Here is a 16,842-nt window from a genome sequence, read left to right as displayed (position 1 = left end):
GGCAACAGCAGACGACTATCGCATTTTGAGACAGGCCTCTTAGCTGCCGTAACTTCCCAACAACCAACTGGGAAAAGCGGGCAGAATTGACAAGGATCCATTTGAGTTGCCGGTCTCGAAATGGCCTAAACCAGCGACGAGGAGGTTCGCGACTCGGAGCTAACGGCGGTACCAATATGACCGGTGTTTTTCACGGCCGAAGGTAAACATAACCTTCCGACTGCAGCTCGGCGAGGCGAACGACGCCACCTTGGTCGACGCGGACGAAGCCGGGCAGCAAATCTTTGGTTTCAACGCCCTGCGCGCGCATCGTATTGCCGCAGGCGTTGAAAGAGACCCCTTCCTTCAGCAGAGATTGCATTCGCTCCAGGACGGTTGATTCGGCCTGAATGTCGTGGAAGGCCTTGAGCGCCGGGCCGTGCACGACGAGGACGATGTCCACGTTCGCGGGGCCTCCCACACCCTTGAGATGGTTGCGAATGTTGTTGAGGACGAAGCCAACCTTGCCTTCTTCCGATAGATGATAAGCGACCTTCATCTTTTCTTGCGTGCCGGCGACGGCAACCAGGCCGGCGCTGAGTGCAACAGCAAGCACCAGGCCAACCGCCGGAATTAGAGTTCTGATCTTCATGACGGGCCTCCCGTTGGTTTTCCGCTGGAACAAGCTTAGAACCCTCCAAATGTCGCGAGCAAACACCGTTCCCTTGCGTCCCCATTATTGAGGGCGCGATGACTTTCGGCTCCAAGGCTCCCGCTGCTTTTTTGGGGTATGCCGACGCCGTTAGCGAGCGGATAAGGCCGAGATCCGGCGCCAGAGCCGCCCAGTCTCTAGGAAGCGGAGGCCGAGATAGGCGCCCAAGAAGATCGCGGCCAGCGCCAGAGGGCCGGACAGCGCGAGGGTCGACATGGCGGTGATCCCCTGGCCGACGGTACAGCCCAGCGCAGTGACCCCGCCGAAGCCCATCAATGTGGCTCCACAGAGGTGGCGCAGTAGCTCCCGCCTGCCGTCGAAGCCTTCCAGCCGGAGCGTCCCCTTGGCCCGATTGGCGAGAAAGGCGCCGACGATCACGCCGGCCACCGAGCCGATGCCGAAATCGATGGTCGAGCCGGTGAAGGTCATGAGGTAGAGCAACGCGTCGCCGATCGGCGTGACGAAGGTAAGCGAGCGCAATGGCGCCGGGTCGAAGTCGTCAGCGCCGAGAACGCCGGTGGCGAACCAGCCGGCGGCGACCAGCAGGCCCATCAGGGCGCCGCCGATGACCGCCGGCCGGGATTGCCGGAAGCCCGGATCGGCAAAGCAGTAGAGCAGGAGGCCGGCAGCGACCACGCCGACAACCGGCCAGCGCAGGCCGCCCGTGGAGAGCCCCGTGGCCGCGACGAGCAGGTCGACCAGGCCCTGGCTGTCAGCAGCCAGCTCGAGGTTGGTGGCCTCAATCACACCGACCCGGAAGACCCCGAGAATCCCGCCCAGCGTCATGTAGGCGGCAACACCCAGGACCACGGCCACCACTAGGTAGCGCAGATCGCCGCCGCCCAGCCGGATCAGGGCGCCATAGCCGCAGGTCCCAACCAGCGCCATACCAAAGCCGAAGCAGAGGCCGCCAAGGACAGCGCCGAGCCAGGGCAGGTCGCTGGTCAGATAGATCGAGTCCCGGAGGTCGATCCAGCCCGCCGAATCCATCGCCTGGCTGGCCATGGCGGCAACCACGATCGCCAGCAGCCAGCTGCGCAGGCGCCGCCGGTCGGCCGCCAGAAAGGCATCGGCGATCGCCCCCAGGGTGCAGAACTCGGCCAAGCGCGCGGTCGCCCCGAAGGCGGCCCCGATCGCGAAACCGAGGCCGGCCATCAGCAGGGGGATGGGGAGCTCCGGCATTACCGGTTCCGCCATCGGACCTTGAAGCCACAACGAGCGGGGCTTGGCCACACAGGCCCCCGGAGTTCGGTTCGGGACACGATTTGCTTCCTTGACGGCTGCCAACCACTTACATCGAAGCAGACCTCAGGCGCCGCGTCGAGGGCTTGGCCAATCGCCTCTCCGCTCCGCTGGAAGTTGCGGGCGCCGGTGACCGAGTCTAGGGTCAGACGCGCCGTCCAGCGGTTCGGCGGTTCGTCTGGGAAGCCCGACGATGGCTGACGCGCCCTCCCGATCCGGGCTATAATTCTGCCGCAATGAAATGAAATGCAGTCTGAATTCCCGGTGGCCGGCGAGAATTGGCCGGCAGGTGACGGCCCAGGGGTGAAGGTGCTTTAAGGCGAAAGGCGATCATGGCTGATCTCAAGGAGAAGGATATGGAAGCGCTGGCGGACAACGCCGAGCGGGCCGCTGATTTCCTCAAGGCCCTGGCCAATCGGAACCGTTTGACAATCCTCTGCCTGCTCTCGCAAGGTGAGCGCAGCGTCAGCGATCTGGAGGCCAGCCTCGGAATCCGCCAGCCGACCCTTTCTCAACAGCTTGCGGTGCTGCGCGAGGAAAACCTGGTCACTACCCGACGCGAAGGTAAGGCGATCTACTATAGCCTAGCGAGCCGCGACGTGGAGGAGGTGATCGGCGTGCTCTACCGGATCTACTGCGCAGGCAACAAACCCCGCAGCCGCGCCAAGCAGCTTGTGGCGGCCGCCGCGGACTGAACCCGGAATTTTCCCCGAAACCTCAGGTCCGATCCGAGTCGACCGAGGCGCTTGAGCCTATTCGATCGCCTGCTGCTCGTCCTCAGGCGTCACGTCGAGCGTGCGCGCTCGGCCGATGACCTCAACCGCGGCCTTGCAGTCCTTCATGCAAGGCTCCTCGCCACTGGGCAGGTCGGAACCGTTGCGCAGGAAGAAGCCGTCCTCGTTGGGCAGTCGCACCTCGGTGAAGTTCTCCCGGTTGAGCACGAAGTCGTCCTCGACGACCTCGTTGAGGTAGAGCAGGAAGGCGGTCACCGCGTAGGTCTCGTCGGCGCTCAGCGAGCGGGCCTCGCCGAAGGGCATGGCGCGCTGGACGTAGTCCCAGATCGTGCTGGCATAGGGCCAGTAGCTGCCGATGGTCTTCTCGGGCCGGTCCTCTTGAAGGCTTTCGAAGCCGCCCATCAGGACCGGGTAGCGGCCGGCCCCTTCGCCGAACTCGCCATGGCAGGCGGCGCAGCGCTCCAGGTAGATCGCCTCGCCCTGCTCGACCGAGCCCGAGCCAGGCGGCAGCCCGGTGCCGTCGGGGCGGACGTCGACGTCCCAGCCGGCGATCTCTTCCGGCGTGGCCACGCGGCCGAGCCCGAAGCCGCCGGGCTCGGCCCAGGCGACCGAAGCGGCGAGCGCCACGCCGAGTCCGAGGGCGGCGAAGCCGCCAAGCCGTCTAGCCCAAGCGCACATTTTCGACCTCGCCGCTTTCGTTCACCAGCCACGTCTGGATCGCGTGGTTGTGGTAGATGGAGTTCACGCCGCGGACCTTCTGCAGGGCGGCGATCTCGGGCTGCACGTAGCCGGTCTCGTCGATGCAGCGGCTCTGCAGCAGGGCTGGCTTGCCGTCCCAGACCCAGTCCAGTGTGAAGCGGGTCAGGCACTTCGGCAGCACCGGGCCGTGCAGCCTGGCCGTCCGCCAGTTCTTGCCGCCGTCCAGGGAGACGTCGACCCGCTTGATCCGGCCGTTGCCCGACCAGGCCAGGCCCTTGATGACGTGGGCCCCGGTGTCGGTCATCGGCATCTCGGGGCAAGGCGAGGTGATCACCGACTTGGCCTCCATGGTCCAGGTGAACTTGTAGGCCCGTCCGTCCGGCAGCAGATCGGTGTACTTCGAGGTCTCCTCGCGGTGGTACCATGCGGCGTCGCCGACCTCGATCCGGCGCAGCCACTTGACCCACATGTTGCCTTCCCAGCCGGGGACGACCAAGCGCAGGGGATAGCCCTGTTCAGGGCGCAGGCGCTCGCCGTTCATGGAATAGGCGACCAGGCAATCGTCCAGCGCTTTCTCGATCGGGATCGAGCGCGACATCCCTGCCGAATCCGCGCCCTCGGCCAGGATCCAGGTGCCGCTGGTCCTAAGGCCGGCTTCCTGCAGCAGCAGCTTCAGCGGGACCCCGGTGTACTGCACGCAGTGGACCATGCCGTGGGTGTACTGCACCCCATTGAGCTGCGCGCCGCGCCACTCCATGCCGCCGTTCGCGGCGCACTCCAGGAAGTGGAAGCGGTTCTCCTGGGGGAAGCGTTTGATGTCCGCCATCGTGAAGATCAGCGGCTTCTCGACCAGGCCGTGGATCATCAATCGGTGGTCCGCCGGGTCGATCTCGGCGACGCCGCCGTGATGCCGCTCGAAGCAGAGGCCGTTGGGGGTGACGAAGCCGTCCAACTCGTGCAAGGGCGTGAAGTTGACCGAGGATTCCGGGGTCGCGGTGAGCCAGGGGACGTTGCGCCGGATCACGTGCGCCTCGTGCTCCGAAGGCACGCCATAGGGCTGGGCGTCGACACCGCTGCCCAGGTAGCGCGACCAGTCGGCGACGTTAGGCGGCAGATTCTCGGGGTTGCTGGCGGCCGCGGCCGCGCCGACCAAGGCGCCGGCCGAGGCGAGACCGCCACCGGCGGCGCCGGCCAGCAGGAAACGTCGCCGCTCGGGCGAGGCCGGAAGCCTGGACGCTTTCGGCTTTCGGTCAGTCATGCAACAGGCTCCTTGGGACTCTCCATCGGGGGTCTGTCATCGGCCGCCCGCAAGCGCCGGACAGCCCAACTCATTCATTCCAGATATTTTATCATAATCGAATATGTTTGGACAGGGGAGATGGCGCCCGAGGGCCCCTCGGGCCCGGCGTCTTGCCGTGCCCTTCAGCCGCCGGATGCCCGCTGCAGATAGGCGTTGAAGCTGGTCGTCTCGTAGGCCCTTTCCTGGACGAAGCGGTACATCGCGAGGAAGTGCAGCGGCCGGAAGTACCCGGGCATGCGCGCGACCTCGGCCGTCTGGCCTGGGCGGCCGGCAACCGCCTCCGGGTCATTCGGGAAGAACATCGTGGTCGGGGTAAAACGGATGCCCCACTTGCGAGCTAACGCACGTTCCTCCAGCGCCTCGCCATCGAAGTCGACGACCTCGCGCGCGCCGACCAGGTTGAGCTGAAGGATGTCGAAGTTGCCGCTGACGAAGCTGCGGATCTCCGGGTCGGCGAAGTTGACCAGGTGGGTTTCCTTGCAGTAGGGGCAGCCCTTCAGCTCCCACATCACCGCAAATCGCTTGCCGGCGTCCGCCGCGGTCTCGAGGTCCTCGGCCAAGTCGAGGAAGGATTGCACGAAGAAGGGCTGCTCGTAGAGCCCGTCGTCGTTGAGGCGCGGCTCCTCGGTCTCGCCTAGGGCCCGCTGCCAGGGCCGCAGCAGGGCGGCGCCAGCCGCCGTACCCAAGGTCGTCTGCACCAGCCGTCGCCGCGTCAGCATCATGGCACCCCTCCGCATCGAAATCTGGCCTGCAAGCTGTCCTTTCGGGCGAACACATTCTATAGTGTGAATATGTAATTGCACGCGGTTTCTGGGCCGCATGGGGCAGAGATGGCAGGCGAAGTGAAGCTGGAGGGCGGCGAAGAGCCGATCGAGGCCGGGGCGCCCATGGCCCTGCAAGGGCCTCGGGCGGAGGTCGGCGCCGGCGGCCGGCGGCTGCTCTACGCCGGCGTGCTCTTCGTCAGCTCGGCGGGCGGCCTGATCCTGGAGATCGTTGCCGGGCGCATGATCGCGCCCTACGTCGGCATGTCGCTCTACACCTGGACCGCGGTCATCGCCGTGGTGCTGGCCGGCTTCTCGATCGGGCATTGGGTCGGCGGCCGCCTGGCGACCCGCGACGACCGCGAGGCGCGCTGGCAGCTCGCCTGGCTGCTGGGCCTGGCGGCGGTCACGACGGCCGCCTGCCTGCCGCTGATCCGGCTGGTCTCGCCCCTGGTGCTCTCCGCGGGGCTGCACCCCATCACCGCGATCGTCCTGCTGACCTCGGCACTCTTCCTGCTGCCCAGCCTCTTTGTCGGCACGTTGTCGCCGATCCTGACCAAGCTGGCGGTTGACGCACTGCCGCGGGCGCCGGGGCAGGCCATCGGCCAGATGTTCGCCGTCGGTGCCATCGGCAGCATCGCCGGGACCCTGGCGGCGGGCTACGTGCTGATCTCCTGGATCGGCTCGGTCGGCTCGGTGCTCGCCGTCGCGGCCGCCTATCTGACTATGGCGCTGGGCTTCGGCTGCGCCGCGCGCCCGGCCGGGCGCCGGGCCTGGGGTGCGGCCGCGGCCCTGGGTCTGGCACTGGCCGCCGCGCTCGGGGGCGGCGCTCGAACCCAAGCCTTCACCAGCCCCTGCCTGGTCGAGAGCGACTACTACTGCATCCGGGTCGTCGACCTGACCGCCGAGATCGGCCGCCCGGCGGCGGCCATGGTCCTCGATCACCTCGGCCACGGCATCAACGACCGCGAGGATCCGCTGCGGCTGCACTCCTCCTACCTGGCGCTGACCGACCGGCTCCTGACCCTGCGGCTCGGACCGCCCGAGGACTTCACGGCCTTTTTCATCGGCGGCGGCGCCAACTCCCTGCCGCGGGCCTGGTCGGCGCGCTATCCCGAGGCCAGGCTTCTGGTTTCCGAGATCGACCCGGCAGTGACCGCGGTTGCCCGCAGCGCTCTGTGGGACCGCGTGCGCGGCAACGTCGAGGTCACCCACCGGGACGCGCGCAGGGCGCTCGCCGCGATGCCGGAGGCAACGGCCTTCGACGTCATCGTCGGCGACGCCTTTCACGACATCTCGGTGCCGCAGCACCTGACCACCCTGGAGTTTGCCCGGTTGCTCGAATCCCGCCTGAAGCCGGACGGCTTCTACGCCCTCAACGTGGTCGACGGCGCACGGCGCCCGCTCTTCCTGCTGGCCAGCGTCCGGACCTTGGCCGAGGTCTTCGAGCAGGTCGAGGTTTGGGTTGACGAGGACCAGCTCGGCGGCGGCCGGGTCACCTACTTGGTCGTCGCCGGCCGGCTCGGCAGCGGCCGGGATCGCTTGGCCGCTGTGGGCCCGGAGGGACCGCGCTGGCGGCGCTGGCCCGCGGAAGACCTCCAGCGCCGAATCGCGGCGGCGGGGGTGCCGCTTCTGACCGACGACTTCGCCCCGGTCGACCGCCTGATGCTGCCGGTCCTGGCCGAGGATCCCTGAGCCCCTTTCCGGGAGGTGCCCGATGTCCGCTCGACGCTTGATCTTTCTCGGCCTCCTGATGGTCGCGATCGCCGCTCCGGCCGGAGCGGGCGAACTGGCGCGCTTCAACGCCGCGGTCGCCAAGGCCTACACGCACTACCGCGGCGCGGTCTTCTACCTGCGGACCGGCAACCCGGCGGTGGCCAACATCGAGCTGCAGCAGGCCGCCGCCCTCTGGACCGCCGAGGTCCTGCCGTTCCGCGAGGCGCCGCCGGACGCATTCGGGGAGGACGACGCCTGGCCGGGCCTGCTGGACGACGTCGCGGCACGCCTGGAAAAGGCGGCCTCGGCGACCGGCGAAGGATTGGCGGAGCCGGCCGCGGAGGCGCTGGCGCCGATCCGCCCGGCGCTGGCGGCGCTGCGGGCGCGCAATCAGGTGCGGGTCTTCTCGGATTGCATCGACGAGGCCAACGCCGCCATGGACGCGCTCTGGGTCTTCCGGAAGGCGCCGCCGGATTTCGGCGTGCCGGACCAGGTCAACGACCTCAGGGCGAAGACCGCGGTCACCGCCTATCTCTACCGCCGCTGCGCCGAGCAGGCGCCGGCGGATATCGCGGCGGCGCCAGAGTTCAAGCGGATCATGGGCGGCACCCTGGAGTCCCTGGGACGCATGTGGGCCGTGATCGACGCCGGGGACGGGGAGGCGGTGATCTCGATCCTGCGCGAGATCCGCTCCTTCGACCGCATGCTCTGGCTGCAGTTCGGATGAGGAGGGAGATATGACCAGAAGGTTGCTTGCCGGCCTGCTGCTCGGCCTTGGCCTGGCCGCGGCGCCGCCGCTCGCCGCCGGTCAGCTTGAGACCGAGATCGCCGATCCGCCGCCGGACTTCGACGCGCCGCGGAAAATCCTGCTGCAGATCTCGACCGACGACACGCGCAAGATCAACGACACGCTCTACAACGCGGTCAACATGCAGAAGTTCTACGGCATGGACAACGTCGAGGTCGCCATCGTGGTCTTCGGACCGGGCATGACCGCACTCTACAAGGAGACCTCGCCGGTGCGCGAGCGGGTCGAGAGCCTGCTCAAGTACAACGTTCAGTTCATCGGCTGCGGCAACACCCTGGAGGCGACCAAGCACAACCCCGAGGAGCTGATCGAGGGAGTCGACTACGTCCAGGCCGGGGTCGCCGAGATCGTCGAGCGCCAGCTCTCCGGCTGGACCTACGTGCATCCCTGAGCCGCGGGCGTCAGCCGATGCGGCCGAGGGCGGGAAAGGTCTCCAGCAGCCAGTAGGCGATGTCGGACATCGAGCCGGTGACAAAGAGCAGCCCGGTCGCGACCAGCAGGCCGCCCATGGCCTTCTCGACCTTGCCCAAATGGCGGCGGAAGCGCTTGAGGAAGGCCATGAAGGGCTGCACGGCGACCGCCGCGAGGAGGAAAGGGACGCCCAGGCCAAGCGCGTAGGCGCCGAGGAGCGAGGCGCCGTAGGTCATGGAATCCTCGCTGCCGGCGACCATCAGGATCGCGGCCAGGATCGGCCCGACGCAAGGGGTCCAGCCGAAGGCGAAGGCCAGGCCGATCACGTAGGCGCCGAGCAATCCCGCCGGCCGCGACTCGATGTGGAAGCGGGCCTCGCGGAACAGCGCCATGATCCGGAAGGCGCCCAGGAAGTGTAATCCGAGCACGATGATCACCACGCCGGCAACCGGCGCGAGGACGTGGATGTAGCGCGCGATCAGACCGCTGAGTGCCGAGGCCGTCGCGCCCATGGCGATAAAGACCGTGGAGAAGCCGAGCACGAAGGCGAGCGCCGAGGGCAGGACGCGGCGCAGGATCGTCCAACTCGAAGACTCGGAATCGCTTTCCTGCAGAGTCACCCCGCCGAGGAAGGCCAGGTAGGGAATCACCAGCGGCAGGACGCAGGGGCTTAGGAAGCTGAGGATCCCCGCCCCGACCGCGGCGAGGGTGGAGACCTCCATCCCGGTCATGAGACGACGCGGATGCTCCGGTTTTCCGGCACCACGACGCTCTTTTTCTTCTCGATGTAGCGCGCGACGAGGTCGTAGATCGGCGGGCCCTCGGTGCCCTCGTTGACCGAGGCCCAGCCGGCGACGACGTAGCTCCGCGCCGGATCGATCGGGATGCCGTCCTTAGCAAGGGTCATGTCGCTGATCCGGCTGCCGATCGGCTTCTGGACGTCGATGGTGTAGGCGAGGCCTCCGACCCGCACCATGTCGCCGCCCTGCTGGTAGTAGGGATCGGGGTTGAAGAGGTTGTCGGCCACGTCCTCGAGGATGTCCTTGAGCATCTGGCCGGACATCTCGCTGCGGTAGGCGTTGGGATAGGTGATGGCCGTCATATTGTAGACGTCCTCGACCGTGATCTCCTGGCCGGGCAGCAGCGAGGCGCCCCAGCGGAAGCCGGGCGAGAGCGCGATCTCGGCGTCGCGCTCCTCCAGCAGGGCCTGGCAGATCAGGTCGTCGAAGGTGCCGTTGAAGTTGCCGCGGCGGTAGAGCAGGCTTTCGGTCCGGCCCAGGACGCGGCGCAGCTCCGTCTCGTGGGGCTTGCGGATCTCCTCGATCACCGCGGTCATCTCGGGGTCCGGCTCGATGGCGTCGCTGAGGACCGGGATAAGGCGATAGCGGTGGTCGGCCACCTGGCCGCCCTCGACCTTGAGGTCAAGGCGCGACAGGAACTTGCCGTGGCTGCCCGAGGCGACCAGCAGGGTCTTGCCGACGGTCTCCACCCGAGGCAGTGCGTCGTGGGTGTGGCCGGTCAGAACTACGTCTATGCCCTCGACCCGGCCGGCCAGCTTGCGGTCAACGTCAAAGCCGTTGTGGCTGAGAAGGACCACCAATTCGGCGCCCTCGGCGCGGGCGTTCTCGACGTGGCCCTGGACTTCCTTCTCGCGGATGCCGAAGGACCAGGTCGGGATCTTGTAGCGTGGGTTGGCCACCGGCGTGTAGGGGAAGGCTTGGCCGATCACCGCGACCTTGATGCCGCCGCGCTCGAAGAACTGAGTCGGAGAGAAGACCGGCTCCTCCCAGTCCGTGTCGACGACGTTGCCCGCCAGGAAGGGGAAGGCCAGCTCCTCGATCAGCTCCTGGACCCGATCGCTGCCGTAGGTGAACTCCCAGTGCGCGGTCATGGCTTCGACGCCCAGGGCGTTCATGGCCTTGACCATGTCGGCGCCGTCCGTGACCAGCGAGGTGTAGGAGCCCTGCCAGGTGTCGCCGCCGTCGAGCAGCAGGGTCTTGTCCGGCCGCGCTGCCCGGATCGCTTTGACCAGGCTGGCCATGCGATCGAGGCCGCCGACTCGGCCGTAGCTGCGGGCCAGGGCTTCGAAGTCCTGGTCGGTCAGCATGTAGGCCTCGGCAGACTTGGCAGCGATGCCGTGGGCTTCTAGGAAGCTCTGGCCGGTGACGTGCGGCGGCAAGCCCTTGACCTCGCCGACCCCCAGGTTGACCGAGGGCTCGCGAAAGTAGATCGGCCGGAGCTGGGCGTGAAGGTCGGTGAAATGCAGAAGCGTGACTTGGCCCAGGGAGTCGAAGGACAGCAGATCCTCCTGGGTAATCGCCTGCTGGGCGGCAACCCGGGCCAGGCGGCCCTTGGCCCCCGTCAACGCCGCGGTGGTCGCGGCCAGGATCAGGAAGTCACGTCGGCTGAACATGGTGGCTCGGCATCCTATGGCTCTGGCCCGCGGCGCGGCGCCGAGGCGGGACGGAGAGCGGAGCTAAGAAAACGGCCGCCGTCCTCGAAGAGGCGGTCCCAAGTCGGGGACGGCGACCGGACAGCAGACCGTTCAGTTGCGGACCGCCGGAGTTTCAACAGGGAGGCCGTTGGCCCGGTGTGAAATGTAGAGCTCCAGGTTCACGTATTCGTCCGATCCCGCCTTGAAGGGCGTCGCCCGAACCTGCTTGTTGCAGCCGCGCAGCCGCCTATGCAGCGAACCGGCCTTCTGCCACTTCAGGCGATAGGTCGGGAAGCCGTTCGGCTGCCCCTGACTCAGCAGGTTGGCGCGGAGCATGGTCCCGGCGTTGTCGACGTGGCAGTGCGCGCAGGCCAGGTCGAGCTGGCCGCGGCGTTCCTCGTAGAAGGCCTTGCCCTTTTCATAGAAGGGGGCGGCCGGGCCGTCGATGGCCACTTCCATCGGCATGCCGCGCGACTGCGACTTGACCAGCATGGTCATGCCCAGCAGCGCATCTGACTCGTACTTCCAGGGCTCGGCCTTCATGTTCTCGGTGCGGCACTGGTTGATGCGCTGCTCGACGTTCATGAGCTTGCCCCAGGGCTCGTAGAAGATCGGGTAGCGAGCCCCGACACCTTTCAGGCTCTCGACGTCGTCGTGGCAGTCGGCGCAGGACTTGCCGGCCTCGCCCTCGGCCGTCTCCCAGAGCTCGGCGGCGGCGTCGACCAGAAGAAAGGCCGGGTTCTCGAAGTCGTCCTCCTGGATCGCCCGGGTCTCCGGCTGCGCGTAGGTATAGCCCGAACGCTTTTCGCCCACCTTGTAGGGGCCCCATTCGGCCGCGTCGTCGGTCATGGCGACCCCGGCGAAGGCCAGGCTCACCGCCCCGCCGCAAAGCAGGGCCAGTCCCAGTCTGCGCATCCTCCTCCCCCTTTCGCGGTCAGTTGACCGTCAGCTTGCTTTTCTTCGAATAGGTCGAGCCGTCATCGTCGACCCAGGTAAACTCGAACTCGCCGCTCTCCTCGACCTTCACGAAGAAGGACATGTAAGGGTTGGCCGAGATGGCCGGATGGAAGTCGGCCTTGAAGACTTCCTGTCCGTTGTAGGTGCAGGTGAAGCTGTTGATGATCTTCCGGGGGATGATCTCCCCGGTCTTGCGGTCCTTGCGCTGGCCGGACTCCATGGGGTGAGAGATCAGGGTCTTGATCTCGATCACCTCGCCCTTGGAGGCCTTCTTGGGTGCGCGGACCCGGGGCTTGGGTGTCGCCATGTTTGCTGTGCTCCCGTCGCTTGCCGCGGTCAGCCGCCGCAGCCGCCGATGGTCACCTTGACCTCGGCCTTGGTCATGTAGGCCTTGCCGTCGGACGTCTCGGCGATGGCGATGACGTTCTGGGTCTTGGCGAGGCGCATCCGCGTCGAGGCCTGGGCGCGCCCGCTGAGGGGCGTGAAGTGGAAGCTCGCCACCCCGGGGCGCGGGTTCCCGTCGGCGACGATGTGGACTGCGGTGACATGGTCCGCCTCGGTCATCGGGCTCTCGACCGCGATCTCGAGCGGCACGGTGTTGCCGTTCTCGGCGATCTGCGGCAGGTCCATCGAGATGATCTTGGCGCCGTCGGCGAGCTCCTTGCCGCCGACCAGGCGTTTAATCTCCTCCTCGGTGGTCTTGGCCTCTTCGGCGCTCCAGGCAAGGCCGGCGGTCAGCGCGTTCAAGCCGGCTGCGGCCGCCGAGGCCGCGCCGACGGTGATGATGAACCGGCGCCGGGTCCAGCCCGTCGCGCGCGTTTGGTTCGGTCCTGTCTGGCTTGTCATTCCGTTCTCCTGCCGTTTGGCTGGCATCCGAGCGCCCGTTCCGCGTCGCGGCCGCAGGCGCCTAGTCTTCCTTCAGGGTCACGAGATAGGCGACGACGTCCTCGACCTGCTCGGCGGTCAGGATCGGCTTGCCAGCGAAGTCCTTCATCACCCGGTTCAAGCCTTTGACCCTGTAGAAGGCGGGCATCATGGTCTCCGGGTTGACGACCTTGGGATCGACGACACGCAGCCTGAGCTCGCCCGGGGTCAGACGACTGCCAACGCCGGCCAGGTCGGGGCCGGTCTCGCCGTGAAACTGCTGCTCGGGGATCGGCAGGCTGTGGCAGGCCAGGCAGTTGCCGAGCTTGCGGTCGATGGCGACCTTGCGGCCCTGCTTCGGATCGCCGGACTTTCCGGTCAACGACGCTTCGATCATCGAATCGTCGACGACCTTATAAGCCACCAGCTCGTCAGCCAGGCTTGCCGTCATGCAGAACCCCAGGGACACGAAGAGTGCCGCAAGGGACGCGATGGTCCTGGTGGTCAAGTCTTCCTCCTGCTTCGCCTCTGCGAGGAGCCGTGCCGAAAAACACTGGGCATCCCGCCTATAATTTTCTTGCGACAATCGTATTCGTTTTAGACAATATATCAAGTTTGAATGTGAGTGGTGATGTTCAAGGGGCGAAGCGAGAAAACATCGGGACCGCGGCGCTGGGAGACGGGCTTGATGCTGCCCGCGGTTCTCGCGCTGTTCCTGATCTTTCCGGGGGTGCCGAGAGCGGCGGAGCTCCTGATGTTCGAGGAGCCGGGCTGCCCCTGGTGCGCGGCTTGGCGGGCCGAGATCGGCATCGTCTACGACAAGACGGCCGAGGGCCGCCGGGCGCCGCTGCGCCGGGTCGACATGACCGCGCCCAGGCCGAGGGACTTGGAGGCGGTCGATGCGGTGGTCTTCAGCCCGACCTTCGTCCTCTTCGCGGAGGGCGCGGAGGTCGGCCGCATCGTCGGCTATCCCGGCGAAGATTTCTTCTGGCCGATGCTGAGCGACCTGCTGGCGCGGCTCGGCCGCAGCCCGGAGGGCTGACGCAGGCAAATGAGAACTCACGAAGACCCGAGAACGGGAGAGGGGCAGAGATGCTGAAAAGGCTTGCTACAATCGGCGTGATCCTTGGCGTGCTCGCGGGACCGGCCACCGCGGACGAAGAGCCCTTGGTGACCTTCCAGGTGCTGGCGCCGCAGCTCGCGGTCGAGCTCGCGCAGTCCGTGATGAAGGCCTGCAACGAGAAGGGTTTCCAGGTCGCGGTCGCGGTCGTCGACCGCTTCGGCGTGCCGCAGGCCCTGGTCCGCGACCGCTTCGCCGGACCGCACACGCCGGACACCGCGACCCGCAAGGCCTGGACCGCCGTGAGCTTTCGCAGCGACACCCAGGAACTGGTGCCCGCCACCAAGGGCGGCATGCCGCAGTCCGGCGCCCGGGACATCACCAACGCCCTGATGCTGGGCGGCGGCGTGGTGGTTTCTGTCGGAGGCCAGATGGTCGGCGCGGTCGGCGTCTCCGGCGCCCCCGGCGGCGAAGAGGACCACGACTGCGCCCTGGCCGGGATCGCGGCGATCGAGGACCGCCTGCCGCTGTAACCGCACCAGAGAGAGACTTTCCGCAATTCGAAACCGGGAGGGTCCAGCGATGAACTTGCCGCAGCGCCTGCTCGCTGCGTCGTCCTTCGCCTTGCTGCTGGCCTTGCCGCAAGGCGCCTTGGGCGACGAGCTCTTGGAGTACGGCGAATACCTCTCCTCGCAATGCTCGACTTGCCATCGGCTCGACGCCTTCGAGGGCGGCATTCCGCCCCTCGGGCACCTGCCGAAGGACTACTTCATCATCGCGATGCGGGAGTACAAGTCGGGCCGTCGGGACAACCCGGCCATGGTGAGCGTCGCCAACGCGCTCACCGACGAAGAGATCACCGCGCTGGCGACCTACTACGCCGCTCAGCGCCAGCAATGAAATAGCCTCGGGAGGGAAGATCATGAAACTGACACGACGGAGCTTCGGAAAGGGCCTGGGCGCCCTGGCCACGGCGGTCGCCGCACCCTCGCTGCTGCGCGCCCAGAGCAAGGGCCGGCTGGTCGTGATCGGCGGCGGCGCCGCCGGCGCCACATTGGCCAAGTACGCAGCGCGCGACAGCAAGGGCGCGCTCGATGTCACCCTGGTCCAAGAGAATCCGCTCTATACGACCTGCTTCTACAGCAACCTCTATCTCGGCGGGATGCGCAGCTTCGACAGCATCACCCATGGCTACGCGAAGCTCTCGCAAAACTACGGCATCAAGCTGGTCTTCGACCGCGCCGTCGACGTCGACACCACCGCCAAGACGGTTGCCCTGCAGGACGGCGGCAAGCTCGCCTACGACGCCCTGGCGGTCGCCCCCGGAATCGATATCGTCTACGATTCGATCGAGGGCTACAGCGAGGCTGCCTCGCTGGTCATGCCCCACAGCTGGAAGGCCGGGCAGCAGACCCAGATCCTGCGCAAGCAACTCGAGGCCATGGCGGACGGCGGCCTTTTCGTCATGGCGGCTCCGCCCAATCCCTACCGCTGCCCGCCTGGCCCCTACGAGCGGGTCAGCCTTGTCGCCCACTACTTCAAGCAGGCCAAGCCGAAGTCGAAGATCCTGATCCTGGACGCCAAGAACAAGCACTCCAAGCAGGCGCTCTTCCAGGAGGCCTGGGAGAACTACTACGAGGGCATGATCGAGTGGGTGCCCGAGGAATTCGGCGGCAAGGTCGAGACCGTCGACGCCGCGACCATGACGCTGATCGCCGGCGGCGAAAAGCACAAGGCCGGTGTCGCCAACGTCATCCCGGCGCAGCAGGCCGGCGCGATTGCCCGGCTCGCTGGCCTGACCGACGACAGCGGCTGGTGCCCGGTGGTGCCCGAGTCCATGGCCTCGCGTACGGTGCCGGGGGTCTACGTCGTGGGCGATGCCTGCATCCCCGGCGACATGCCCAAGTCAGCCTTCTCGGCCAACAGCCAGGCCAAAGTCGCGGCCATGGCTATTCGCCACGAGCTGACCGGATCAAAGAAGTTCCCGCCGAGGTTCCGCAACACCTGCTGGAGCACGGTGGCGGCCGAGGACGCGGTCAAGGTTGGGGCCAACTACGAGGCGACCGAGGAGAAGATCGCCAAGATCGACGGCTTCATCAGCGAGGTCGGTGAAGACGCAGAAATTCGCCAGCAGACCAAGCTGGAGGCCGACGGCTGGTACGCCGGCATCACCAACGACATCTTCGGATGATTGGGACGGCGGACCGATTACGTCGGAATTCTGGGCGCCGATGGGACGTCGATGCGTGCCGCCAACGTAAGGATTGAACCGCCACCGCCACATCAGTTGGAAGAGAACGATCTCTGTGGGGCGGCACTCGATCGGCACGGCCTTCACGCTCAACGAGTGGTTCGGCCAGCGCAAGGCGGTTCTGCTCGGCCTGTCGCGGAAGATCTGCCGGGACGGCGGCTTCCACTTCCAGCAAGGCAAGACCGGGGCCCGGGTCGTGTTGCCCGTCGACCATGTCCCCCAACTGGTCGAGCGCCTCGAGGCCGAGTATGCCCGCCAGGCGGAGCGCGGCCTGGCCGGGACCGCGATCCTGATCGACGAGTCGACCGGCCGGCCCTACAAGGGGGGACACCTTTAACAGCATCTTCGGCGAGATCCGCGCGGCCGCGCCCAAGACCATGAAGACGGTCTCGGTGCCCTTCGATCCGGACAAGCGCGAGCCCTTCACGGCGCTGTGGTTCTCGCGCCTCCGCCACACCGCTGTGCTCCGGCTCGCCGAGGCCGGCTGCAGCACGCTCGAGATCGCCACCGTGACGGGTCACAGCCCGGCGACGGTCGACATGATCATGAAGCACTACTGGCTGCCCAGCCGCGGCCAGGCGGCCGCCGCTTTCAAGAAGCGCCTTGAGGCACGAAGGCAGCAAGGATCATCTTTGATGGATGAAGTGGATCCTGATCGTCTTGCTCGCCGGTATGCAAACCCCAGATCAGCTGGTCGCGGAGTCCGACACCGAGGCCGCCTGCAACCATGCGCGCGACGTGATTCGGGTCAAATTCCCCGACGCCAAGGGCGTGATCGAGTGCTTCCCCAAAGGCGAGGCCGGGTAGCCTTTTAGAACGTTTTGCGAACGGAAGTCGGAATTCCGACTTGCAAAAAGTCGGAATTCTCCCTTTGTTCGGCCCCGATTCGGGACCGTTTCTCTATAGCTAAGTTA

Annotated in this window: 21 protein-coding genes; 10 read left to right on the top strand and 11 right to left on the bottom strand. The window is 66.8% G+C overall.

The genetic code is table 11. From position 1 onward, the window contains the following. Positions 1 to 190 precede the first annotated feature (190 nt). The gene (locus QNJ30_20190) at positions 191 to 631 is read right to left on the bottom strand and encodes a DsrE family protein (GenBank protein ID MDJ0945794.1); all 441 of its coding nucleotides are present in this window, start codon (positions 629 to 631) and stop codon (positions 191 to 193) included. 150 nt (positions 632 to 781) lie between these two features. Further along, positions 782 to 1,873: a YeeE/YedE family protein gene (locus tag QNJ30_20185; protein MDJ0945793.1), complete on the bottom strand. Its 1,092-nt coding sequence runs from the start codon at positions 1,871 to 1,873 to the stop codon at positions 782 to 784. A 392-nt stretch (positions 1,874 to 2,265) separates the two neighbouring features. Here QNJ30_20185 and QNJ30_20180 point away from each other — a divergent pair, with 392 nt between their 5' ends. Beyond that, a complete protein-coding gene (locus QNJ30_20180; GenBank protein MDJ0945792.1) occupies positions 2,266 to 2,628 on the top strand; it encodes a metalloregulator ArsR/SmtB family transcription factor in 363 nt (120 codons plus the stop codon). Positions 2,629 to 2,685: 57 nt separating this feature from the next. Here the strand turns inward: QNJ30_20180 and QNJ30_20175 are convergent, their stop codons facing one another. The 3 genes from QNJ30_20175 to QNJ30_20165 form a co-directional block, all read right to left on the bottom strand. Then, complete coding sequence (locus QNJ30_20175) at positions 2,686 to 3,345, bottom strand: cytochrome c (GenBank protein ID MDJ0945791.1); 660 nt, start codon at positions 3,343 to 3,345, stop codon at positions 2,686 to 2,688. Next, the gene (gene soxC, locus QNJ30_20170; GenBank protein MDJ0945790.1) at positions 3,329 to 4,624 is read right to left on the bottom strand and encodes a sulfite dehydrogenase; all 1,296 of its coding nucleotides are present in this window, start codon (positions 4,622 to 4,624) and stop codon (positions 3,329 to 3,331) included. The genes QNJ30_20175 and soxC overlap by 17 nt, the downstream gene beginning before the upstream one ends. A gap of 164 nt (positions 4,625 to 4,788) precedes the next feature. Next, positions 4,789 to 5,388, bottom strand: coding sequence for a thioredoxin family protein (locus QNJ30_20165; protein ID MDJ0945789.1), 600 nt, complete (start codon positions 5,386 to 5,388; stop codon positions 4,789 to 4,791). A gap of 108 nt (positions 5,389 to 5,496) precedes the next feature. Here QNJ30_20165 and QNJ30_20160 point away from each other — a divergent pair, with 108 nt between their 5' ends. Genes QNJ30_20160 through QNJ30_20150 form a run of 3 tightly spaced genes read left to right on the top strand, consistent with a single transcriptional unit; the run spans position 5,497 to position 8,342 of the window. Beyond that, on the top strand, positions 5,497 to 7,122 hold the full coding sequence (locus QNJ30_20160) for a fused MFS/spermidine synthase (protein MDJ0945788.1): 1,626 nt from the start codon (positions 5,497 to 5,499) through the stop codon (positions 7,120 to 7,122). 22 nt (positions 7,123 to 7,144) lie between these two features. Further along, complete coding sequence (locus QNJ30_20155) at positions 7,145 to 7,870, top strand: hypothetical protein (GenBank protein MDJ0945787.1); 726 nt, start codon at positions 7,145 to 7,147, stop codon at positions 7,868 to 7,870. Positions 7,871 to 7,880: 10 nt separating this feature from the next. Then, a complete protein-coding gene (locus QNJ30_20150) occupies positions 7,881 to 8,342 on the top strand; it encodes a DsrE family protein (GenBank protein ID MDJ0945786.1) in 462 nt (153 codons plus the stop codon). 10 nt (positions 8,343 to 8,352) lie between these two features. Here the strand turns inward: QNJ30_20150 and QNJ30_20145 are convergent, their stop codons facing one another. The 6 genes from QNJ30_20145 to soxX all read right to left on the bottom strand — a co-directional run bounded on the left by QNJ30_20145 (position 8,353) and on the right by soxX (position 13,125). Beyond that, on the bottom strand, positions 8,353 to 9,093 hold the full coding sequence (locus QNJ30_20145; GenBank protein ID MDJ0945785.1) for a cytochrome c biogenesis protein CcdA: 741 nt from the start codon (positions 9,091 to 9,093) through the stop codon (positions 8,353 to 8,355). Then, positions 9,090 to 10,775 (bottom strand): thiosulfohydrolase SoxB, encoded by a 1,686-nt coding sequence (gene soxB, locus QNJ30_20140; GenBank protein MDJ0945784.1) that lies wholly within the window; start codon positions 10,773 to 10,775, stop codon positions 9,090 to 9,092. The genes QNJ30_20145 and soxB overlap by 4 nt, the downstream gene beginning before the upstream one ends. Positions 10,776 to 10,907: 132 nt before the next feature. After that, positions 10,908 to 11,711: a sulfur oxidation c-type cytochrome SoxA gene (gene soxA, locus QNJ30_20135; protein MDJ0945783.1), complete on the bottom strand. Its 804-nt coding sequence runs from the start codon at positions 11,709 to 11,711 to the stop codon at positions 10,908 to 10,910. 19 nt (positions 11,712 to 11,730) lie between these two features. Further along, on the bottom strand, positions 11,731 to 12,060 hold the full coding sequence (gene soxZ, locus QNJ30_20130) for a thiosulfate oxidation carrier complex protein SoxZ (protein MDJ0945782.1): 330 nt from the start codon (positions 12,058 to 12,060) through the stop codon (positions 11,731 to 11,733). A gap of 29 nt (positions 12,061 to 12,089) precedes the next feature. After that, a complete protein-coding gene (gene soxY, locus QNJ30_20125; GenBank protein MDJ0945781.1) occupies positions 12,090 to 12,599 on the bottom strand; it encodes a thiosulfate oxidation carrier protein SoxY in 510 nt (169 codons plus the stop codon). Positions 12,600 to 12,660: 61 nt separating this feature from the next. Then, positions 12,661 to 13,125, bottom strand: coding sequence for a sulfur oxidation c-type cytochrome SoxX (gene soxX, locus QNJ30_20120; GenBank protein MDJ0945780.1), 465 nt, complete (start codon positions 13,123 to 13,125; stop codon positions 12,661 to 12,663). Between the two features lie 180 nt (positions 13,126 to 13,305). Between soxX and QNJ30_20115 the strand changes: the two genes are divergently transcribed. From QNJ30_20115 to QNJ30_20090, 6 genes are all read left to right on the top strand, one after another. Further along, positions 13,306 to 13,659 carry a hypothetical protein gene (locus tag QNJ30_20115; protein ID MDJ0945779.1) on the top strand — a complete coding sequence of 118 codons (354 nt, stop codon included), beginning with the start codon at positions 13,306 to 13,308 and terminating at the stop codon, positions 13,657 to 13,659. Between the two features lie 50 nt (positions 13,660 to 13,709). Then, on the top strand, positions 13,710 to 14,210 hold the full coding sequence (locus QNJ30_20110; protein MDJ0945778.1) for a heme-binding protein: 501 nt from the start codon (positions 13,710 to 13,712) through the stop codon (positions 14,208 to 14,210). A 49-nt stretch (positions 14,211 to 14,259) separates the two neighbouring features. Then, complete coding sequence (locus QNJ30_20105) at positions 14,260 to 14,577, top strand: hypothetical protein (protein ID MDJ0945777.1); 318 nt, start codon at positions 14,260 to 14,262, stop codon at positions 14,575 to 14,577. A 22-nt stretch (positions 14,578 to 14,599) separates the two neighbouring features. Next, complete coding sequence (locus tag QNJ30_20100; GenBank protein MDJ0945776.1) at positions 14,600 to 15,868, top strand: NAD(P)/FAD-dependent oxidoreductase; 1,269 nt, start codon at positions 14,600 to 14,602, stop codon at positions 15,866 to 15,868. A gap of 115 nt (positions 15,869 to 15,983) precedes the next feature. Beyond that, complete coding sequence (locus QNJ30_20095) at positions 15,984 to 16,265, top strand: hypothetical protein (GenBank protein MDJ0945775.1); 282 nt, start codon at positions 15,984 to 15,986, stop codon at positions 16,263 to 16,265. A gap of 302 nt (positions 16,266 to 16,567) precedes the next feature. Then, positions 16,568 to 16,735, top strand: a complete 168-nt coding sequence (locus tag QNJ30_20090) for a hypothetical protein (protein MDJ0945774.1) — start codon at positions 16,568 to 16,570, stop codon at positions 16,733 to 16,735. The last annotated feature ends 107 nt before the right edge of the window (positions 16,736 to 16,842 follow it).

The organism is Kiloniellales bacterium, assembly GCA_030066685.1.
Taxonomy (GTDB): Bacteria; Pseudomonadota; Alphaproteobacteria; order Kiloniellales; family JAKSBE01; genus JAKSBE01.
Note: the sequence above shows the minus strand (reverse complement) of the source record. Positions and strands in the feature narration are given on the sequence as shown.